The following is a 17,724-nucleotide window of genomic DNA, read 5'->3' as shown; positions in this document are numbered from 1 at the left end:
GCCAATGTGCGCCTCGAGGGTCGTTGAGACACAAGGACGACAAGAGTCGTCCCGGGAGCGCAAAGTACCATGAAGACGAAGTTTTTTGCTGCGGCTCTCGCCGCTTTGACCCTCGCGACCGCTGGCGCCGCCTCGGCGCAGGATTTCCGGCGCGGTGACCGCGATCGTGGCTACGACCGTGATTTTCGCACCGGCATCGAAATCACCATCCGCAAGGACGGTCGCGTGATGACCTTCGATCGAAACGACCGGATGTTCTATCGCCTGCTGCAACGGCCGTTCAATTTCGAGCCTGGCATGACGTACGCGTACACCGATCGCTGCAACCGCCAAGGCTGTGTCGCGTTCGTGTTCGACGGCCGCCACCGCCGCCCGATCGATCGGATCTTCGCGCCGCACATCTCGCACCGCAGCTACGCATGGCGTGAAGCGCGCGACTTCGACCGCAACTATGGCCGCTTCGGCGACTACGACCGGGACGACCGCAACTGGAACAACGAAAATGACCGCAATTATCGCAATGGCCGTGACGGCCGCTTCGATGATCGCCGTGACGATCGCGACAGCCGCGATCGCGGTGATTGGCTCGAAGGCGGACCGACCCAACGCCGCTAAACGTCGACGCTAACGTGGAGCGACGCGAGGCGTCCGCTTAGGCGGGCGCCTCGTTGTCGTGGCTGACGGGCTCGCCCATGAGCACCAATTCTTCGGCGGCGGTCGGGTGGACGGCGCAGGTTAAGTCCCACTGCGCTTTTGTGAGCTTCGCTTTCACCGCCACTGCCGCGACCTGGATGATCTCAGGTGCGTCAGCCCCGACAATATGAACGCCGAGCACCTGATCGGTTTTGACATCGACGATCATCTTCATCAGAGTCTTCTGCTCATTGCCGGCGAGGATGTGCTTCATCGGCCGGAAGGTGGAGCGAAAGATCTTGAGCTTGCGCCCCTTCGCACGCGCGGCCTCCTCTGTCAGCCCTACGGCGCCAACTGGCGGGCGCGAGAACACTGCGCTCGCAACATCGGCGTGATCGAAGGCAGTCGGCGTGCTCAAAAACTCGGTCGCGACATAAGCCATCGCCTCGCGGATGGCGACCGGCGTCAAATTCACGCGGTCGGTCACATCGCCGACGGCTGAGATATGCGGCACGCTAGAGCGCGAGTATTCGTCAACCGCGACAGCGCCGCGCTCTGTGAGGCGAACGCCCGCTGCTTCAAGTCCCATGTTCATCGTGTTGGGCACACGGCCCACTGCCCACAGCACCTGATCGGCCTCTATGCGCATTGAGTTTGAGAGCGTAACGAGTTTGCGGTCGGCGGCGAGCGGCGCGATTTCATCGATAGTCGAGCCACAAATGATGTTGACGCCGCTCCGCGCCAGATCGGCTTGCACGTGAGCGCGAACATCGTGATCGAACCCGCGCAAAATGCGTTCGCCCCGATAAACGATCGTGGTTTCAACGCCGAGCCCGGAAAAAATCGTCGCAAATTCTGCTGCAATGAAACCACCGCCCGCGATGACGACGCGCGATGGCAGATCCTTCAGCAGAAAAGCATCCGTCGATGTGATGCCGAGTTCCTGGCCCGGCGTTTCTTCTGGCCGATAGGTGTGACCGCCGGTGGCGATGAGTATCTTATCGGAGCTGAGATAACGCCCCTCTCTCACGAGACGCACAGTGTGCGGATCGGTGAGCACGGCGCGATCTTCGAAGAGTTCGACACCGGCATTGGTGAGATTTTGAAGATAGAGCCCACTCAGGCGGCTCACTTCGGCCTGCACGGAATCCCGGAGCGTAGTCCAATCAAAGCGCGCCCAATCCACAGTCCAGCCAAAGCCTTTGGCGTCGCGGAATGCTTGCGAATATTCGGACGCGTACACCAGGAGCTTTTTCGGCACGCAACCGCGCAGCACGCACGTGCCTCCGACTTGAACCTGTTCTGTAATTGCAACCTTGGCGCCGGTCTTCGCGGCCAAACGCGCCGCGCGTACGCCGCCGGAGCCCGCGCCAATGACGATGAGGTCGTAATCGTGTTGGGGCATTTGCCCTCCGGGCGCTCAGTGCGCCTTCTTCATATAGGCTGGGAGCCAGCTTTCGTGAGCCTTGCGTAGGTCATCGAGTGAAATGCGCTCACGATCGCCGCCAGCGCCAAGGAAGCTGATCTCGCGGCCACCGGCTTCGCCGACGACGAGATAGCTCACGCCGGCGCTGCGGGCGCGCTTGTCGAGGTCGTCGATCTTGCCGGCGGGAACAGCAATGAGATAGCGCGCCTGATCCTCAGAATAAAGAAACGCTGCGTCGCCGAGATCACCCTGATAGCCGAGCGAGACGCCGATATTTGAGCCAAGCGCCATCTCAGCGACGCCAATGCCGAGGCCGCCGTCGCTGAGATCGTGCGCAGCGCGCACGGCGCCCTCTGAAATGAGCGAACGCACGAAATCACCGTTCTTCTTTTCAAGCGCGAGATCAACCTTGGGGGCCGCGCCACCGAGCTTGAAGAGATCGCGGGCGTAAACGCTCTGACCAAGGTGGCCGGCCGTTTCGCCGATCAGAACGAGCGTGTCGCCCTGCTTCAACGCATCGGCCGTCGCACGGCGCTCGAGATCTTCAATGATGCCCACGCCGCCGATCGCGGGGGTTGGCAGGATCGCTTGGCCGTTGGTCTCGTTATAGAGCGAGACGTTGCCGCTGATCACCGGAAATGAAAGTTCGCGGCAAGCTTCGGCGAGCCCTTCGATCGCGTGCACGATCTGGCCCATCACTTCCGGTCGTTGCGGATTGCCGAAATTGAGATTGTCGGTCACCGCGAGCGGGCGCGCGCCGGTGACCGTGAGATTGCGCCAAGCCTCAGCGACGGCCTGCTTGCCCCCTTCGTACGCGTCGGCTTCGACGTAACGCGGCGTGACATCGCAAGTCATCGCGAGTGCGCGCTTGGAGCCGTAGAGGCGCACAATGGCGGCATCGCTGCCGCTGTCAGCCAAAGTGTCGCCCATGACGTGGCGATCGTATTGCTCCCAGATCCAGCGCTTGGAGGCCTGATCGGGCTGCGAGAGCAACGTCGTGAGTGAATTGACGAAGCCGGGATACTCGCTCGTGAGACGCTGCTGCTCGCCCTCAGTGAGCGGAATAGCCTTTAGCGGCTGCACGTACGGACGCTCGTACTTCGGCGCTTCGTCAGCCAATGGCCCGAGCGGAATGTCGCAAACGATTTGGCCATGCCAGCGGAGCGTCAGATTGCCGGTGTCGGTTGTTTGGCCAATGACGGCGGCGTCGAGGCCCCATTTTTCGAAGATGCGCTTGGCCTCTTCTTCGCGTCCCGGCTTCAGCGTCATCAGCATACGCTCTTGGCTTTCCGAGAGCATGAATTCGTACGGCGTCATGCCCTCTTCGCGCGCGGGCACGGCGTCGAGATCGAGCAGGATGCCGGCTTCGCCCTTCGAGGCCATCTCAACCGATGACGAAGTGAGACCCGCAGCGCCCATGTCCTGAATGCCGATGATCGCGTCGGTGGCCATGAGTTCGAGGCAGGCTTCGATCAGAAGCTTTTCGAGGAAGGGGTCGCCGACTTGGACCGTCGGACGCAAGCCATCTTCGCCTTCGACAAATTCGGCGCTCGCCATCGTGGCGCCGTGGATGCCGTCGCGGCCGGTTTTGGCGCCGACGTACACGACAGGATTGTTCGCACCCTTGGCGGCGCTGGTGAAAATCTTGTTCTTATCGGCGATGCCCAGGCAGAACACGTTGACCAGAATATTGCCGTTATAGCGCGCGTCGAAATTGGTCTCGCCGCCCACGGTCGGGACACCGACACAATTGCCGTAAAAGCTGATGCCGCTGACGACGCCGTCAACGAGCTTGCGCGTCTTCGGATGCTCGGGCTCGCCAAAGCGCAGCGCATTCATGATCGCCACCGGACGCGCGCCCATCGTAAAGACGTCGCGCAAAATGCCGCCGACGCCGGTCGCGGCGCCCTGGAACGGTTCGATAAAGCTTGGATGGTTGTGGCTTTCCATCTTGAAGATGGCCGCCAGCCCCTGGCCGATATCAATAGCGCCGGCGTTCTCGCCCGGGCCGTAGATCACATGCGGCGCCTTGGTCGGGAATTTCGCCAGATGGACCCGGGTCGACTTGTAAGAGCAGTGCTCGCTCCACATGACCGAAAAGATGCCCAGCTCGGTGGTGTTCGGGGTGCGCCCGAGCTTCTTCAGCACCAGGTCGTATTCGTCCTTGGAGAGGCCGAATTCTTCGGCGAGAGCCAGGGTTCCTGGCGCGAGCGGATCTAGGGACATGGGCGGCAGATAGCGTGTGTCGCTTGGAGGGGCAATTGGCCCGCCTGGCGCAACCACGCAGGGCTCCTTCCCAGGTGGAACGTGGCGACAACTCGACAAGTCCGAACGCCCGGCTTACTCCCAAAACCTAAGGAGACTTCCCTATGCGCGAAATTCCGCTGTCCGACATCCAGACCCTGGTGGGCCAGGAGATCGGCGTGTCCGACTGGCTCGAGATTACCCAGGACCGGGTCAATCGTTTCGCTGACGCCACGGGCGATCACCAGTGGATCCACGTCGATGTTGAGCGGGCCACCAAAGAACTCGGCGCGCCGATCGCGCACGGCTATCTGGTGCTCTCGCTGATCCCGTTCCTGGCCAAGAACATCGTCAGCTATACGGGTGTGTCGCGCGGCATCAATTACGGCTCGAACAAGGTCCGCTTCACCAACATGGTGCCAGTTGGCTCACGCCTGCGGATGCGCGCCAAAATGCTCACCTGCGAGCCGCGCGGCGGCGGCTATCAGGTGGTCAACGAGTTCACCATCGAGATCGAAGGCCAAGAGCGCCCGGCGTGCGTGGCTGAGGTCGTCTCGCTGATCTTCCCGGGCTGATGCTCACTTTCGTTGAAGCGATCTCGCTTGCCGGCGATCGCAACAAACAAAACGACGATACGCTGGGTTTTCAGCGTAACGGCGCATGGGTGATCGACGGCGCGACCGATCTCAGCGAAACGCCGCTAACAAAAACCGCCTCCGACGCCAGTTGGGTCGCGCAGGTCGCCAACACCAGCCTCAATGCTTGGACCTACGGCGATCTTCGCGAGGCAGTGCGCACGGCGAGCGAGACGGCGGCGAACGCATTCTCCTACATGACGCGCGGAAAGAGCATCGAACGTTGGCAATTACCGACTGCGTCCTTGCTCATGCTCACGGAAAACGAGAGCGGCGTCATTGAGGGCATCGACCTTGGCGATTGCCGTGTATTCGCACTAGATGCGAACGGCGTGCAGACGGTCGGCGGCCATGGCGGGCTCGACGACGAGATCAAGCTGGCAGCTTCGCAACCCGAAGCGGACAAGCCGCTGTTAAAGCGCAAAGCCGCCATCGAAACGCTGCGCCGCAACCGCGCCGCGATCAACCAGGAGGGCGGCCGCTTCTGGACATTTGGCTTGCATCCGGCCTGCGCCGATCATGCGCGAACCTGGACGATCTCACTCAAGCGCCCAGCGCACCTGCTGCTTATGACGGACGGCTTTGCCGCGCTGACAGACCGCTACCGCACCTATGAGCCAGCGGCTTTGGTGAAAGCAGCCGTGAACGTAGGGCTGCAGGAACTTGGCCGCGAACTGCGCGCCATCGAAACTGCCGACGCATCCGGCTCACAACATCCACGCTTTAAGCAAAGCGACGATGCAACCGCGATTTTGTTGCGGCTCACCTAAAGGCGTTTGACCGCACACTCCGCTTCACCGCAGAAGGCGAACCATGAACCGTCGCGAACTCCTCCAGGCCAGCGCCGCTCTGCCTATCGCCGCCCTCCTTCCCGCTTGCGCCTCCACGGATGCCACCATGCCGAACACCACCACGCCACTTGCACCGCCCATCGCACGCATTGAACCCAAGATCATCGAACAATTGGGTCGCACGCGCATCGACAATTACGCATGGCTGAAGGACGACAATTGGCAAGAAGTCATGCGCGATCCGTCGCTGCTGAAGGCCGACATCCGCGCCTACCTCGATGAAGAGAACGCCTATCGCGAAAGCATGATGGCTTCGACCGCGGCGCTGCAGGAACGCATCTATCAGGAGATGCGCGGGCGGACGAAAGAGGACGATTCATCTGTGCCGTCGCCGGATGGTCCGTGGGAATATTATCGCCGCTTTGAAACCGGCGCGCAGCATCCGAAGCTCGTTCGCCGCCCGCGCGGTCGTGAGGGCCCCGAGCAAGTGCTGATCGACGTCGATGCACAAGCGCAGGGCAAAACGTTTTATAAAGTCATCGCTGCACAGCATTCGCCGGACCATTCGCTCTATGCATACGCCGTCGATGAGCAGGGCTCGGAAATCTACACGGTCTATGTGAAGGATCTCGCGACCGGCCAAACGCTGGCGTCTCATATTGGCGATTGCACCGGTGATTTCTGCTGGTCGCCGGATTCACAGCTGATCTTCTGGACGTTCCGCGACAACAACGGGCGCCCAGCTAAAATCTATCGGCGCCCTGCGCGCGGCGGCCAAGACACGCTTGTCTACGACGAGCCGGATGACGGCTTTTTCCTCAGCGTGGGCCCGAGCGAAAGCGAAGAGTTCATTCTGATCAGCGCCGGCAACGGCAGTCAGTCGGAATATTACACGATCGCCGCGAGCGACCCCACGGCGCAGCCGGCTCTATTTAGCCGCCGTGAACCGGACATGCTCTACACGCCGACGCATTGGGACGGACGCTGGTACATCGTGACCAACGCCGATGGCGCGGTCGACTTCAAGATCATGACCGCAGAACCTGGGCGCACAGGTCGCCCGCAGTGGCGCGAGTTCATGGCGCACGAAGCGGGCCGTTACATTCTCGGCCTCCACGCGACGAAGGATTATCTCATCCGTTCCGAGCGCGTGAACGCACTTCCGCGCATCGTCGTCCGCCATCGCAGCGGCGCCGAGCACGACATCTCGTTGCTTGAGCAGGCGTACAATATCGAAGTCGCTGGCGGTTATGAGTTCGACACGGCCACACTGCGCTACATCTACGAGTCGCCAACCACGCCGCTGAAGTGGTTCGACTACGACATGGGCGCAAAAACCCAGGTGCTGCGCAAGACCCAAGAAATTCCGTCGGGTCACAATCCGGACGATTATCTCACCGGCCGTTTTTTCGCGACATCAAGCGATGGCAAGCGCATTCCGATCACGGTGCTCTACAAGCGCGGCACGCAGCTCAACGGCACGGCCCCGCTCTATCTTTATGGCTACGGCTCGTACGGCATCTCAATGGATGCGGATTTCTCGATCCGCCGCTTCAGCTTGGTCGACCGAGGCTGGATCTACGCGATCGCCCACGTGCGCGGCGGCTCGGAAATGGGTTTCGGCTGGTTCCAGGATGGACGCCGTTTCAACAAGCGCAACACGTTCAGCGATTTCGTCACTGTGGCGGAGGAGTTGATTGGTGCAGGCTACGGTCGCCCAGGCAATATCGTTTGCGAAGGCCGCTCTGCGGGCGGCTTGTTGATGGGCGCGATCAACAACATGCGGCCTGATCTTTGGGCGGGCGTAATCGGCGGCGTGCCGTTCATCGACGTCATTAACACGATGAGTGACACCTCACTGCCGCTCACGCCGCCGGAATGGCCCGAATGGGGCAACCCCCTCGAAGACCCGGCCGCTTACGACTACATGGCGTCCTATTGCCCGTACACGAACGTGACGCAGAAGGCTTATCCAGCCGTGCTCTCAACCGGCGGCCTCACGGATCCGCGCGTAACGTACTGGGAGCCTGCGAAGTGGGTTGCGAAGCTTCGCCCGCACACAACGAGCGGCAAACCGATCTTACTCAAGATGAACATGGGCGCGGGCCATGCCGGCTCGGCTGGGCGCTTTGAATATCTGCGCGAGCTTGCTCACGATTACGCGTTCGCGATCAAAGCGATCGGCGCCGAAGAGGCCGGCGGGCCGTTCTAGCGCCAGCCTCTAGTCATTCTTGATCCCGAACCAGCGGGCGCGGTGATAATCGTTGAGATTATCCTCATAACCGGTGAGGTCGGGGTGAACGAGGTTCGTTGAGTTGATGAACACGCTCATGCAGATGACAGCATCGGTGAGCGCAATCTGCTCGGCGCGCGCCATCATCTCGCCGCGGCGGGTCGCGTCCGCTTCGAAATCGCTTTCGTGCACCAAGCGGTCGTATTCGGGGTTGCTGTAACCCGGATAGTTTTGCGGACCCGTGCGGGTTTCGAACAGATAGAGATAGTTCTTCGCGTCGTTGTAGTCGGCGATCCAACCGCCGTCGCCGACATCAAAGTTCTTTGCGCGCAAATTGGCGTAGTGCACTTGGGTTTCGACGCCGCGCAATTCGACTGTCACCCACGGCGCGATCTCACGCCAATTGTTTTGAACAACAACGGCAACACGCGGATTATCGCTGGTGTTGCGATGTGAGTATTCGAAGCGCAGCGGATTGTCGGGACCGTAGCCTGCCGCTCGCAGCAGGCGCACGGCTTCTTCGCGGCGCTGTTCGATCGACTGGTCCGCCCATGGATAGCGCGCGGTGTTTGGATAGTTGGAGATGCCCGGCGGGACAAACTTGTAGGCCGCCTGCTCTCCTGTCCGGTAGATATTCGCGGCGACCCAGTCTCGATCGTAAGCCATCGCAAGGGCTTGGCGGACGCGGACGTCATTAAATGGCGGCTTGGTCACGTTGAACGAGAAATAGTTGCACGTGAGGTAGGGCGCGACGCGCACGTAGCCCGGCAAATCACGGCGCAGCGTCTCGACTTGGTTCGATGGAAAGCGCGTCGACCAGCCAGCCTCACCGCTCATCACGCGGCGTGCAGAGGCGTTCACGTCGTTCGATGGGTAAAAGTAGAGGTCGTTCATCACGACATTGGCCGCATCGAAAAAATGCGGATTGCGCTCAAGGTGGACAATATAGTTCGACCACCATTTGATGAGCGTGAAGGCGCCATTGACGGCGATGTTCTCAGGGTGGACCCAATCGTCGCCGTGCGCTTCAACGATGTGCTTCGGTACCGGGTAAGCGGTGTAGTGCATCAATAATTCGGGCAGATACGGCGCTGGATGCTCGAGCTTGATTTCGAGTGTCAGGTCGTCGAGCGCGGTGACGCCAACCGTGTCCGGCGCCATATGACCCTGGTTTACGGCCTCGGCGTTTTTGATTGGATAGAGAATAGCTGCGTATTCAGCGAGGTTCGCGGGATCGAGGATACGCTTGATCGCAAACTCAAAATCATGCGCGTCGCAGGCCTCGCCGTCCGACCATTGCGCGCGGCGCAAGTAGAACGTCCATGTCCGGCCGTCTTCACTGGTTTCCCAACGCTCCGCCATGCCGGGGATCGGTTCGGCCTTGGCGTTTTCCGTGGTGAGACCGACGAACATGTTGCCGATAATGTTGTTCTCCCACTGACCTGACGCCTTATGCGGGTCCAGTGACAGCGGCTCGCCTTGGTTGCAGATGTCGAGCGAACGCTTTTCGCGGTCGAAGCCGGTGATCTTGCCGTTGGCGCAGGCGCCCAGCGAAGCCGCCGCAGTGAGGCCCCCCACTCCGGCCAGAAGCCGCCGCCGATCGGTCCAGAACGCCGCCATATTCTTCTCCGGTCACACCCTGCTCGCGCGGGCTGACAAAGTTTGTCCGCAAAGTCTAGGATGATCCGGCTTCCGACGGGAGGGGACTTTATGCGCATCGTCTTGGCCAGCTTGGCCTTTATCACAATGGCCGGCACAGTTGCGGCTCAGGAACAGCCGACAGTGACACCGGACGCGCTCGATCGCGTTTATGCCTGCCGCAACATTTCGGACGAGGCCCAGCGCCTCGCCTGCTACGACGCGGCAGTGGGCAACCTCCGCGCAGCGCAAGATTCAGGGAACCTTGTCGCAGTTGATCGCCAACACGCACAGCAAGTCGATCGCGAAGCCTTTGGTTTCTCGCTGCCATCACTCTCGCGCTTGTTCGGTAGCAACGACAACACCGCGAGCAACAATCCGAACAACCCGCAGTTTGAGCGCGTCGACAATATCCAAATGACGGTCGCCAGCGTCACCCATCGCCGCAACATGCCGTCGACGTTCCGGATGACGAATGGTCAGGTCTGGGTTCAGATCGATGACGAAGTGGCGCGCAACGTGCGCGAAGGCGGCACGGTGACGATCGAACGCGCCTCACTCGGCAGCTATCTCATGCGTGTGGACGCCGGTGGCCCAGCGCTCCGTGTTCGGCGTCAGCAATAGCTGACGCCTAGCGCTCTTTCGGATCGAGCGCGTCGCGCAAGCCGTCGCCGAGGAAGTTCAACGCCAGCAGCGTAATCAGCATCGTCGCAGATGGGGCGATAAGCATCCACGGCGCGGTCGTCATCTGGTCTTTGCCATCCGAGAGCAGGCTGCCCAGCGAGGTCAGCGGCTCCTGGACGCCAAGGCCGATGAACGAGAGGAAGCTCTCAGCCAGGATAATGACTGGGATATTCAACGTCGCGAACACCACAACAGGGCCGACGACGTTTGGCACGATGTGGCGGAACACGATTTCCAGCGGCTTGGCTCCGGCGGCGCGCGCGGCTTCCACGAACTCTTTTTGCCGAAGCGAGAGCGTCTGACCGCGCACGATCCGCGACATAGTCAGCCACTCAACCGCGCCGATGGCGCAGAAGATCAGCACCAGGTTCAGCACCGGATCGTCAAACTGGACGACCGTCATCAACACGATGACGAAGAAAACGAACGGAATGGCGTAGAGCACGTCAACAACGCGCATCATCGTGTCATCAACTAACCCGCCGACGAACCCGGCCACCGCGCCCCAGACAACGCCAATGGTGAGCGCAACGACAGTCGCGGCCAGGCCGACCAGCATCGAGATACCGAGCCCGAGAATGAGACGCGCGACCATGTCGCGGCCTTCGGTATCGGTTCCGAGCAGGTGCATGTCCTTGAACGTCGGGGCGATGGCGACGCTGTCACGGAAGATCGTGTCGTACTTGTGGACCCACAAAAACGGGCCAAACACGGCGATCAGAACCAGAATGGCGACGACATACAGGCTGGCGACTGCGGCGGGGTTGCGCATCAGGCGCCGGCGCGCGTCTTCCCAGAGCGAACGTCCCTTTACGGCCTGCGGCTGCGGCGTGTCGTCGATCAGAATATCGCTCATGCCGTGCGCGCCCGCGGATCTAGCACGCGATACATAAGGTCCGCGGCGAGGTTCAGGAGAATGATGAGGAACGAATAGATGAGCACGACGCCCATCACCAGCGTGTAGTCACGCTGCTGCGCGGCCAGCACGAATTGTTTGCCGATGCCCGGTAGCGAGAACACCGTTTCAATGACGAACGAACCCGCCATCACGCCCGCAAGCGCGGGCCCGGCATAGGAGATGATTGGCAGCATCGCGATCGGCAGCGCATGGCGCCAAATGACTTGCTGTTCAGGGAGCCCCTTGGCGCGGGCGGTGCGAATGGCGTTGGAACGCAGCGTCTCGATCATTGAGGCGCGCATCAGTCGAGAAACAATCGCGATGATTGGCAGCGACAGCGTCAGCACCGGCAACAGCAAATAGATGACGCCGAACTCGTCGCGGTGAAGTCCCTGCGACGGCAAAATCCCCCACTCCACCCCAAAGAAGAGTTGCATGATCGGCCCGACGACAAGGGGCGGCAGGCAAACACCAGCAATCGCCAGCGCCATCACCAAATAATCCTGCGCCTTATTTTGGCGTAACGCAGCGACAACGCCCAGACTGGACCCGACAAGAAGCGCAAGCGCCATCGCGCTCAGTCCAAGGATCGCGCTCGTCGGCGCGCCCTCAGCGATGATGTCGACGACGTCCTTGTCTTTGTAAGTCATCGACGGGCCAAGATCGCCGCGTGCGAGACCGGCCAGATAGTGGCCAAGCTGAACGTGGATCGGTTGATCGAGATTGTACTCGGCCAGCAGGCGCCGCTCGATCTCGGGCGGCATTTGGCGTTCTTTGGTGAACGGCCCGCCGGGCGCCAAGTGCATCAGCACAAAAGCAGCCACGACAATGGCGAGCAACGTAGGTATCGCAAACAAAAGGCGCCGAACGGCTTGAGCTAGCATTCTCAGGTCCTGTGGCGCCGAAGCAGTGGCGAAGCGCGCGAAACCTTGCGTCCCCGCAAGGCCATGTCAACTTTGCGATGTAGGGTGGTGCGATGAGTGAATTCAAACGCGTGACGCCGGACTTCGCCGTGGCGGCGCAACTCACGGCCAAGGACGTCGCCCAGGCTGCAGCCGAGGGCTATCGGACGATTATCGGGAACCGGCCCGATGGTGAGGCGCCCGGCCAGCCTACTGCAGGGGAAATCAAGGCGGCGGCTGAGGCTGCAGGCCTCTCCTATAAGGCGCTGCCGTTCTCGGGTTTCCCGCCCGCCCCAGCGATCGTTGCGGAAACGGCGGCTGCCCTAGATGAGGCAAACGGCCCTGTCCTTGCCTATTGCCGAACCGGCACGCGCTCAATAACAGCCTGGGCCCTGGCCCAAGCGCTGGCGGGCGGCCATACGCCTGACGAAATTATCGCCTTGGCTCAAAAGGCGGGGTACGACTTAACCGGGGCGCGGGGGGCGCTCGAAACGCTGGCTCCGAAGGCTTAGCCAACGGCTGGCAGCAACAGTATCCACGCCGTCTTCATTAAGACGATTAGCGACAGGGCGAGCAGCACAGTGCGCACGCGATCCAACGTGAACAGGCAGGCGGAGAGTGCGTTCTGCATGACGCGCTCCCTAGCAAGCGCTGGGCCGCGGAGCCTTTAACCTCGTGACAGATGCAACGCCCCGTGTGTTCCAGACTTCCGGGTCTGTGTGGCTTAAGGACTTTGAGTTCGGGCTAACGGGCTTAACCGTGCGCAAGACCGGCGCGCGCGTTCCCTATTCACCGTCGATCATCAATCAGGTTACTGCATGGTTCCGCTATTTTTTCGCTGCGAAAGCGATCAAGCCGCTGGAACCGCGCTTCACCATCTTTTTCACGCCCGAGCGGGCGCGTCCCTGGTATTTGATTTTCTCAGTGTCGCGCGCCGCAGGCGCCAAGCTGGCGAAGGAAGCTTCGCAAGCCGACGTCGTGATGCAGTTCGAGGACGCAACGTATAGCCCTAACGATCCCCCGGCGAAGCTGAAGCCCGGCGTGAAGCTGGTAAACTTCGGATGCCGCGATGTATCGAAAACGAACGTGGCCCGCGCCTGCGCTGCGGCGTTCGGCAATCCGCTGGCGGTGGATCCTGCAACCTTTAATGGTCTCGCAGTCGAAAAATCCGAGATCAATGCCGCGCACGATGGACGCATCGTCCAGTGCCCCACAAATCCGGTTCCTGGCCGCGCATATCAGCGTGTCGTCGACAATCGGATCGGCGCGGACATCAATCTCGTGGAAGACCTGCGCACCTGCACCGTCGGCGGTAAGCCTGTGCTCGTGTTCATTAAGCGCCGCGAAGTAACCAAGCGCTTCCTCAATACGAACACGGAAGTGCTGCTGCAGACGCCGGAAGAAGTCTTCAGCCGCGAAGAGATGGATCAGATCAGCGCTTTCACGCGCGAGATCGGTTTGGATTGGGGCGGTGTTGATGTTCTGCGCGACCGAGTTGACGGCAAGCTTTACATCGTCGACGCCAACAAAACTGACATGGGGCCGCCCATCGGGCTCAACCTGCCCGACAAGATTAAAGCGACCTATATGCTGCGGGATGCCTTCCGTAAGTACGTCGTCGGCTGAGGCCAGCTAATGGCGACGCAAATACCATTCGTCCGTGACATGGACTTTGAATATGAGACGGCACAGCAGGTTTCGCCGCTGATCCGCAGGCTCGTCGCCAACAATCCCGGTCCTTTCACGTACAAGGGCACAGGCGTCTATATTATCGGCAGGGGCCAAGTGGCGATCATCGATCCCGGACCTGATAACGCCGAACACATCGAAGCAGTGCTGAAGGCGGTCGAGGGCGAGACGGTCACCCACATTCTGGTGACACACCGGCATATGGATCACTCACCGGCGGCGCATCCGCTGGCGGAGCGCACCGGCGCCAAAGTGTACGCAAGCACGTTGCCGCCGAAACCAAGCGATTGCGACGAGCTTCGCCTAGAGGCGGGCGACGATCACTACTTCACGCCGGACATCGACGTCGCGGATGGCCAACGCTTCTCAGGTCCGGGCTGGACCATCGAAGCGGTGTTCACACCGGGCCACACCACCAATCACATGGCGTACGCGCTGATCGAAGAGAACGCGCTCTTCCCCGGCGATCACATCATGGGCTGGTCAACGACCGTGATCGGACCGCCTGACGGCGACATGACGGACTATTTCAACAGCCTCGAAAAGGTCCGCGATCGCAACTACGAGACGCTATGGCCGACACATGGGCCGCCTGTGCGTGAAGTGCGCCCGTTCGTGCAGGCGTTCATCGATCACCGTCTTGGACGTGAAGCGCAGATCATCGCGCAGATGCAGGCGGGGCATACGCGCATCAAGGATATGGTGTCAGTGATTTACGCCGACGTCGATAAGCGCCTGCATCCAGCTGCGTGCCACTCGGTGCTCGCGCACATGATCAGGCTCGTCCAACTCGGACGCGTCGTGAGCATCGACCCGCCATGCGTCGAGACCGAGTACCGGCTCGCGTAAGGCTTAAGCCAGTGTGATGCCTGCTTGGCTGATGAAACGGTCGAGCGCGAAGGCGATCCCGATCAGAGCGGCCACGCCCAACACACCACCGAACGAGCGCCAAAGCACAGCTAGGAGAGCGTTTGTCTGCATGTGGATAATGTAGGGAGCGCTGGTGTAGAAATTCGATACTGACGCGAAATAATTCAGTCAGACAGCGTTAACAGCTCAATGCAACGTCGGCGGCGGGCCGTCGAAATCCTCAAGCGTCACTATGCAGCCGGCGTTGCGAAGATCACGGATCTGAAAACCCGTCGCGCCGAATTCCTCGCGAACTGAGGCGCTCCAAACGTGAGCCTGAAAGCGCGCGGTCGCCAATTCGACATCGAGCGGGGCGCGTACAGAGCACACAGAGCCCCCTTCGGTGGTTTGCCTAAGGAATTCGATCCGGTAGCGCACGATCCGTCCTCGTTTCTTCGAGGATGCCAATTTAGCGCCGCGCCGATGCGCCGCGTATTGGGGCAAGCGGCCTATGCCGTTCGCGCTAACGCACAGAAACGGCCCCGGTGGCCCGGAGCCGTTTCAATGGCGTCGATTGACCTCATCCAAAGGGGGCGGCCGTGGGCTAGCGCCTTCAGCGTGGACTGGCGTGAGAACGCCGAACCTTGAAGGCAGCTCCCTACTCTGCCGCCTTTGTCGTCGGCAGCTTGTAGTCCTTGAACTGTTCGCGGAGCGCCAGCTTGTTGATCTTGCCGGTGGCGCCGAGCGGAATGAGCTCGACAAACGCAACATCGTCAGGCGTCCACCATTTCGCGATCTTGCCGTCGAGAAATTTGAGAACGCTTTCCTTGGTCGGACTAGCGCCAGGCTTCGGCTGAATGATCAAAAGCGGGCGCTCGTCCCACTTCGGGTGCGCAACCCCGATGACGGCGGCGTTGGCGACACCCTCGGCGCCCATGGCGAAATTCTCGATGTCGATCGAGCTGATCCACTCACCGCCCGACTTGATGACGTCCTTCGCGCGATCGGTGATCTGCATAATGCCGAGCGGATCGATGGTGGCGACGTCGCCAGTATCGAAATAGCCGCAAGTCTCAAGGCACTCGCCGCGTTCGTTCTTGGCGCCGGCATTCTTGAAATAGGCGCGCGCCACCGAAGGCCCACGCACCAAGAGACGGCCGAAGGCTTTGCCGTCATGAGCAATGCGCTTGCCGTCATCGTCGACGATTTTCATCTCAACCGTAAACGGCGTCCGGCCCTGCTTCATCTTCGCCTTGATCTGGCTTTCGTGATCTTGCTCGTAGTGATCGGGCAGCAATTTGCCGGTGGTGCCGATGGGGCTCATCTCGGTCATGCCCCAAGCGTGAATGACCTCGACGCCGTAATCTTCCTCGAAGGCACGCAGCACAGTTTCGGGAATAGCCGAACCGCCGATGGCGACGCGCTTCAGCGTTGTTGGTTTGGAATTGTTTTCGCGGAGAAAGCCAAGCAAACCCTGCCACACGGTTGGGACCGCGGCCGTGAACGTGACCTTCTGACCTTCCAGCAACTCATAAACGCTCGGGCCATCGAGCTTGGCGCCCGGCATCACGAGCTTCGAACCGCACATTGGCGCGACGAAAGCGATGGCCCAGGCGTTAGCGTGGAACATCGGCACGATCGGCAGCACCACATCCTTTGCGCCGCAGCCAAAGACGTCCGTCTGGTTGGCGGCCATCGCGTGGATGACATTGGAACGGTGTGAGTAGAGCACGCCTTTGGGATCGCCAGTTGTGCCTGACGTGTAGCAAAGGCCGCAGGCCGTGTTTTCGTCAAAGCCGCCCCACTGAGCTTCTTCGGATTGTCCCGCGATGAAATCTTCGTACGCGACGATTGGGACGGACGATTGCGGCAGGTGCTCGCGATCTGTCAGTGCGACGTAGAGCTGAACCGTCTTCAGCAGCGGCGCGATCTTCTCAACGATCTGCGTAAACGTCGTGTCGAAGAAGAGGATCTTGTCTTCGGCGTGATTGATGATCCAGGCGATCTGCTCGGGGAAGAGGCGCGGGTTTACGGTGTGAAGCACCGCGCCCATGCACATCGTGCCGTACCACGCTTCCAAGTGGCGATCAGTATTCCACGCCAAGGTGGCGATGCGGTCTCCGACCGTGACAGAACGCTCGCGCAGCGCGTTGGTGACCTGTTTGGCGCGGCGGTAAACCGCGGCGTAGGTGGTCGTTCGGAGCTGCCCATCCTCGACGGCACGGGTGACGACTTCGCGATGCGGGAAGGCGTTGTTGGCGTGCTCGAGAATTCGATCCACCGTCAACGGCCAATTCTGCATGAGCCCGAGCATCAAAACGCCTCCCGATTATGTCGTTGGGAGGACTTAAGCGGCGCCGCGCGCTCTGGGTCAAATAGCTATGACCTGAATCGCCCGTTACGCGACCAAAAGCGTCGCTCGGCTAGGGGTAGAGCCGCGATGACCGCCAAGCCTGGGCAGCCGCCTCGCGATCGAACACGAGCCGGTCGTGCAGACGAAAAGGCCGATCGCGCCAAAACTCAAAATGCAGCGGCGTAAGCCGATAGCCGCGCCAGTTCGGAGGCCGGGGTATCTCGCCAACACCAAACTTAAGAGCGTACTCGGCGATACGCTTTTCCAGAGCCAGGCGGTCCTCAAGGGGACGCGACTGAGTGCTGGCCCAGGCGCCAAGCCGCGCCCCCCGATCACGGCTTCGGAAGTAGCCATCCGCTTCGGCGTCGGACACGAACGAGATCAGTCCACGCACGCGGATTTGGCGCCGAAGGCTCTTCCAGTGAAAGACGACCGCGGCGCGCTGGTTCTCGGCGAGCTGACTGCCCTTGGCGCTCTCCGCGTTGGTGTAAAAGACGATGCCGCCGTCCTCGAAGCTCTTCATGAGGACCATGCGCACGTCCGGAAAGCCAGAGGCGTCGGCGGTCGCGAGCGCCATGCCGTTCGGGTCGTTAGGCTCCTTCTCCTTCGCCTCCTTGAACCAGCGCTCGAACAAAGCGAATGGCTCGCGCTCCGCGAACAGCGCCGCATCGTCTGGAGCTGGCGGCGCGTTTGGATCGTACTGGGGCGAAGGTGGAATGAGATTGTCGCCTGACATGGCTTCTCCGGCT

At 61.0% G+C, this 17,724-nt stretch carries 18 protein-coding genes; 8 read left to right on the top strand and 10 right to left on the bottom strand.

The genetic code is table 11. The features are described 5' to 3' along the window. Positions 1-69 precede the first annotated feature (69 nt). Positions 70-615: a hypothetical protein gene (locus ATE48_RS16730; RefSeq protein WP_066773558.1), complete on the top strand. Its 546-nt coding sequence runs from the start codon at positions 70-72 to the stop codon at positions 613-615. A 37-nt stretch (positions 616-652) separates the two neighbouring features. Here ATE48_RS16730 and gor read toward each other — a convergent pair whose 3' ends face one another. Both gor and purL read right to left on the bottom strand, forming a co-directional pair. Beyond that, complete coding sequence (gene gor, locus ATE48_RS16725) at positions 653-2,038, bottom strand: glutathione-disulfide reductase (protein WP_066773555.1); 1,386 nt, start codon at positions 2,036-2,038, stop codon at positions 653-655. Positions 2,039-2,053: 15 nt separating this feature from the next. Beyond that, entirely contained in the window at positions 2,054-4,285 is a 2,232-nt protein-coding gene (gene purL / locus ATE48_RS16720; protein WP_066773546.1) for a phosphoribosylformylglycinamidine synthase subunit PurL, read from the bottom strand. Positions 4,286-4,428: 143 nt separating this feature from the next. Here purL and ATE48_RS16715 point away from each other — a divergent pair, with 143 nt between their 5' ends. Genes ATE48_RS16715 through ATE48_RS16705 form a run of 3 tightly spaced genes read left to right on the top strand, consistent with a single transcriptional unit; the run spans position 4,429 to position 7,941 of the window. Then, positions 4,429-4,878 carry a MaoC family dehydratase gene (locus tag ATE48_RS16715; RefSeq protein ID WP_066773544.1) on the top strand — a complete coding sequence of 150 codons (450 nt, stop codon included), beginning with the start codon at positions 4,429-4,431 and terminating at the stop codon, positions 4,876-4,878. Next, a complete protein-coding gene (locus ATE48_RS16710) occupies positions 4,878-5,708 on the top strand; it encodes a protein phosphatase 2C domain-containing protein (protein WP_066773542.1) in 831 nt (276 codons plus the stop codon). Before ATE48_RS16715 ends, ATE48_RS16710 begins: the two co-directional genes overlap by 1 nt. A gap of 43 nt (positions 5,709-5,751) precedes the next feature. Next, a complete protein-coding gene (locus ATE48_RS16705) occupies positions 5,752-7,941 on the top strand; it encodes a prolyl oligopeptidase family serine peptidase (protein ID WP_066773539.1) in 2,190 nt (729 codons plus the stop codon). A gap of 9 nt (positions 7,942-7,950) precedes the next feature. Here the strand turns inward: ATE48_RS16705 and ATE48_RS16700 are convergent, their stop codons facing one another. Beyond that, a complete protein-coding gene (locus ATE48_RS16700; protein ID WP_066773538.1) occupies positions 7,951-9,582 on the bottom strand; it encodes a peptide ABC transporter substrate-binding protein in 1,632 nt (543 codons plus the stop codon). A gap of 90 nt (positions 9,583-9,672) precedes the next feature. Between ATE48_RS16700 and ATE48_RS16695 the strand changes: the two genes are divergently transcribed. After that, the gene (locus tag ATE48_RS16695) at positions 9,673-10,224 is read left to right on the top strand and encodes a hypothetical protein (RefSeq protein ID WP_066773536.1); all 552 of its coding nucleotides are present in this window, start codon (positions 9,673-9,675) and stop codon (positions 10,222-10,224) included. Between the two features lie 7 nt (positions 10,225-10,231). Here ATE48_RS16695 and ATE48_RS16690 read toward each other — a convergent pair whose 3' ends face one another. Continuing rightward, entirely contained in the window at positions 10,232-11,140 is a 909-nt protein-coding gene (locus ATE48_RS16690) for an ABC transporter permease (protein WP_066773534.1), read from the bottom strand. Further along, complete coding sequence (locus tag ATE48_RS16685) at positions 11,137-12,066, bottom strand: ABC transporter permease (protein WP_066773531.1); 930 nt, start codon at positions 12,064-12,066, stop codon at positions 11,137-11,139. Before ATE48_RS16685 ends, ATE48_RS16690 begins: the two co-directional genes overlap by 4 nt. A 92-nt stretch (positions 12,067-12,158) precedes the next feature. Between ATE48_RS16685 and ATE48_RS16680 the strand changes: the two genes are divergently transcribed. After that, on the top strand, positions 12,159-12,596 hold the full coding sequence (locus ATE48_RS16680; RefSeq protein ID WP_066773528.1) for a protein tyrosine phosphatase family protein: 438 nt from the start codon (positions 12,159-12,161) through the stop codon (positions 12,594-12,596). Here the strand turns inward: ATE48_RS16680 and ATE48_RS20260 are convergent. Continuing rightward, positions 12,593-12,715: a hypothetical protein gene (locus tag ATE48_RS20260; RefSeq protein ID WP_257756531.1), complete on the bottom strand. Its 123-nt coding sequence runs from the start codon at positions 12,713-12,715 to the stop codon at positions 12,593-12,595. The genes ATE48_RS16680 and ATE48_RS20260 overlap by 4 nt on opposite strands. Positions 12,716-12,843: 128 nt before the next feature. On the opposite strand from ATE48_RS20260, the gene ATE48_RS16675 reads away from it, so the two are divergent. Together ATE48_RS16675 and ATE48_RS16670 are read left to right on the top strand one after the other, a co-directional pair. Continuing rightward, positions 12,844-13,710, top strand: a complete 867-nt coding sequence (locus tag ATE48_RS16675) for a hypothetical protein (protein ID WP_228126670.1) — start codon at positions 12,844-12,846, stop codon at positions 13,708-13,710. A gap of 9 nt (positions 13,711-13,719) precedes the next feature. Next, on the top strand, positions 13,720-14,622 hold the full coding sequence (locus ATE48_RS16670) for an MBL fold metallo-hydrolase (RefSeq protein ID WP_066773523.1): 903 nt from the start codon (positions 13,720-13,722) through the stop codon (positions 14,620-14,622). 3 nt (positions 14,623-14,625) lie between these two features. Here the strand turns inward: ATE48_RS16670 and ATE48_RS20255 are convergent, their stop codons facing one another. The 4 genes from ATE48_RS20255 to pdxH form a co-directional block, all read right to left on the bottom strand. Further along, positions 14,626-14,754, bottom strand: coding sequence for a hypothetical protein (locus ATE48_RS20255; protein WP_257756530.1), 129 nt, complete (start codon positions 14,752-14,754; stop codon positions 14,626-14,628). Between the two features lie 75 nt (positions 14,755-14,829). Further along, positions 14,830-15,060 carry a hypothetical protein gene (locus ATE48_RS16665; RefSeq protein WP_066773522.1) on the bottom strand — a complete coding sequence of 77 codons (231 nt, stop codon included), beginning with the start codon at positions 15,058-15,060 and terminating at the stop codon, positions 14,830-14,832. 220 nt (positions 15,061-15,280) lie between these two features. After that, complete coding sequence (locus tag ATE48_RS16660; protein ID WP_066773520.1) at positions 15,281-16,936, bottom strand: long-chain-fatty-acid--CoA ligase; 1,656 nt, start codon at positions 16,934-16,936, stop codon at positions 15,281-15,283. A 109-nt stretch (positions 16,937-17,045) separates the two neighbouring features. Then, entirely contained in the window at positions 17,046-17,711 is a 666-nt protein-coding gene (gene pdxH, locus ATE48_RS16655) for a pyridoxamine 5'-phosphate oxidase (RefSeq protein WP_066773517.1), read from the bottom strand. Between the last annotated feature and the right edge of the window lie 13 nt (positions 17,712-17,724).

It is taken from the genome of Candidatus Viadribacter manganicus (assembly GCF_001679665.1).
GTDB lineage: Bacteria > Pseudomonadota > Alphaproteobacteria > Caulobacterales > Aquidulcibacteraceae > Vitreimonas > Vitreimonas manganica.
The sequence above is the reverse complement of the archived record's forward strand: the minus strand, read 5'-3'. Positions and strand labels throughout refer to the sequence as shown.

What these genes read in the sequence shown, in the direction of transcription:
- ATE48_RS16730 (WP_066773558.1), top strand. Translation starts at nt 70, where the DNA reads ATGAAGACGAAGTTTTTTGCTGCGGCTCTCGCCGCTTTGACCCTCGCG.
- gor (WP_066773555.1), bottom strand. Translation starts at nt 2,038, where the DNA reads ATGCCCCAACACGATTACGACCTCATCGTCATTGGCGCGGGCTCCGGC.
- purL (WP_066773546.1), bottom strand. Translation starts at nt 4,285, where the DNA reads ATGTCCCTAGATCCGCTCGCGCCAGGAACCCTGGCTCTCGCCGAAGAA.
- ATE48_RS16715 (WP_066773544.1), top strand. Translation starts at nt 4,429, where the DNA reads ATGCGCGAAATTCCGCTGTCCGACATCCAGACCCTGGTGGGCCAGGAG.
- ATE48_RS16710 (WP_066773542.1), top strand. Translation starts at nt 4,878, where the DNA reads ATGCTCACTTTCGTTGAAGCGATCTCGCTTGCCGGCGATCGCAACAAA.
- ATE48_RS16705 (WP_066773539.1), top strand. Translation starts at nt 5,752, where the DNA reads ATGAACCGTCGCGAACTCCTCCAGGCCAGCGCCGCTCTGCCTATCGCC.
- ATE48_RS16700 (WP_066773538.1), bottom strand. Translation starts at nt 9,582, where the DNA reads ATGGCGGCGTTCTGGACCGATCGGCGGCGGCTTCTGGCCGGAGTGGGG.
- ATE48_RS16695 (WP_066773536.1), top strand. Translation starts at nt 9,673, where the DNA reads ATGCGCATCGTCTTGGCCAGCTTGGCCTTTATCACAATGGCCGGCACA.
- ATE48_RS16690 (WP_066773534.1), bottom strand. Translation starts at nt 11,140, where the DNA reads ATGAGCGATATTCTGATCGACGACACGCCGCAGCCGCAGGCCGTAAAG.
- ATE48_RS16685 (WP_066773531.1), bottom strand. Translation starts at nt 12,066, where the DNA reads ATGCTAGCTCAAGCCGTTCGGCGCCTTTTGTTTGCGATACCTACGTTG.
- ATE48_RS16680 (WP_066773528.1), top strand. Translation starts at nt 12,159, where the DNA reads ATGAGTGAATTCAAACGCGTGACGCCGGACTTCGCCGTGGCGGCGCAA.
- ATE48_RS20260 (WP_257756531.1), bottom strand. Translation starts at nt 12,715, where the DNA reads ATGCAGAACGCACTCTCCGCCTGCCTGTTCACGTTGGATCGCGTGCGC.
- ATE48_RS16670 (WP_066773523.1), top strand. Translation starts at nt 13,720, where the DNA reads ATGGCGACGCAAATACCATTCGTCCGTGACATGGACTTTGAATATGAG.
- ATE48_RS20255 (WP_257756530.1), bottom strand. Translation starts at nt 14,754, where the DNA reads ATGCAGACAAACGCTCTCCTAGCTGTGCTTTGGCGCTCGTTCGGTGGT.
- ATE48_RS16660 (WP_066773520.1), bottom strand. Translation starts at nt 16,936, where the DNA reads ATGCTCGGGCTCATGCAGAATTGGCCGTTGACGGTGGATCGAATTCTC.
- pdxH (WP_066773517.1), bottom strand. Translation starts at nt 17,711, where the DNA reads ATGTCAGGCGACAATCTCATTCCACCTTCGCCCCAGTACGATCCAAAC.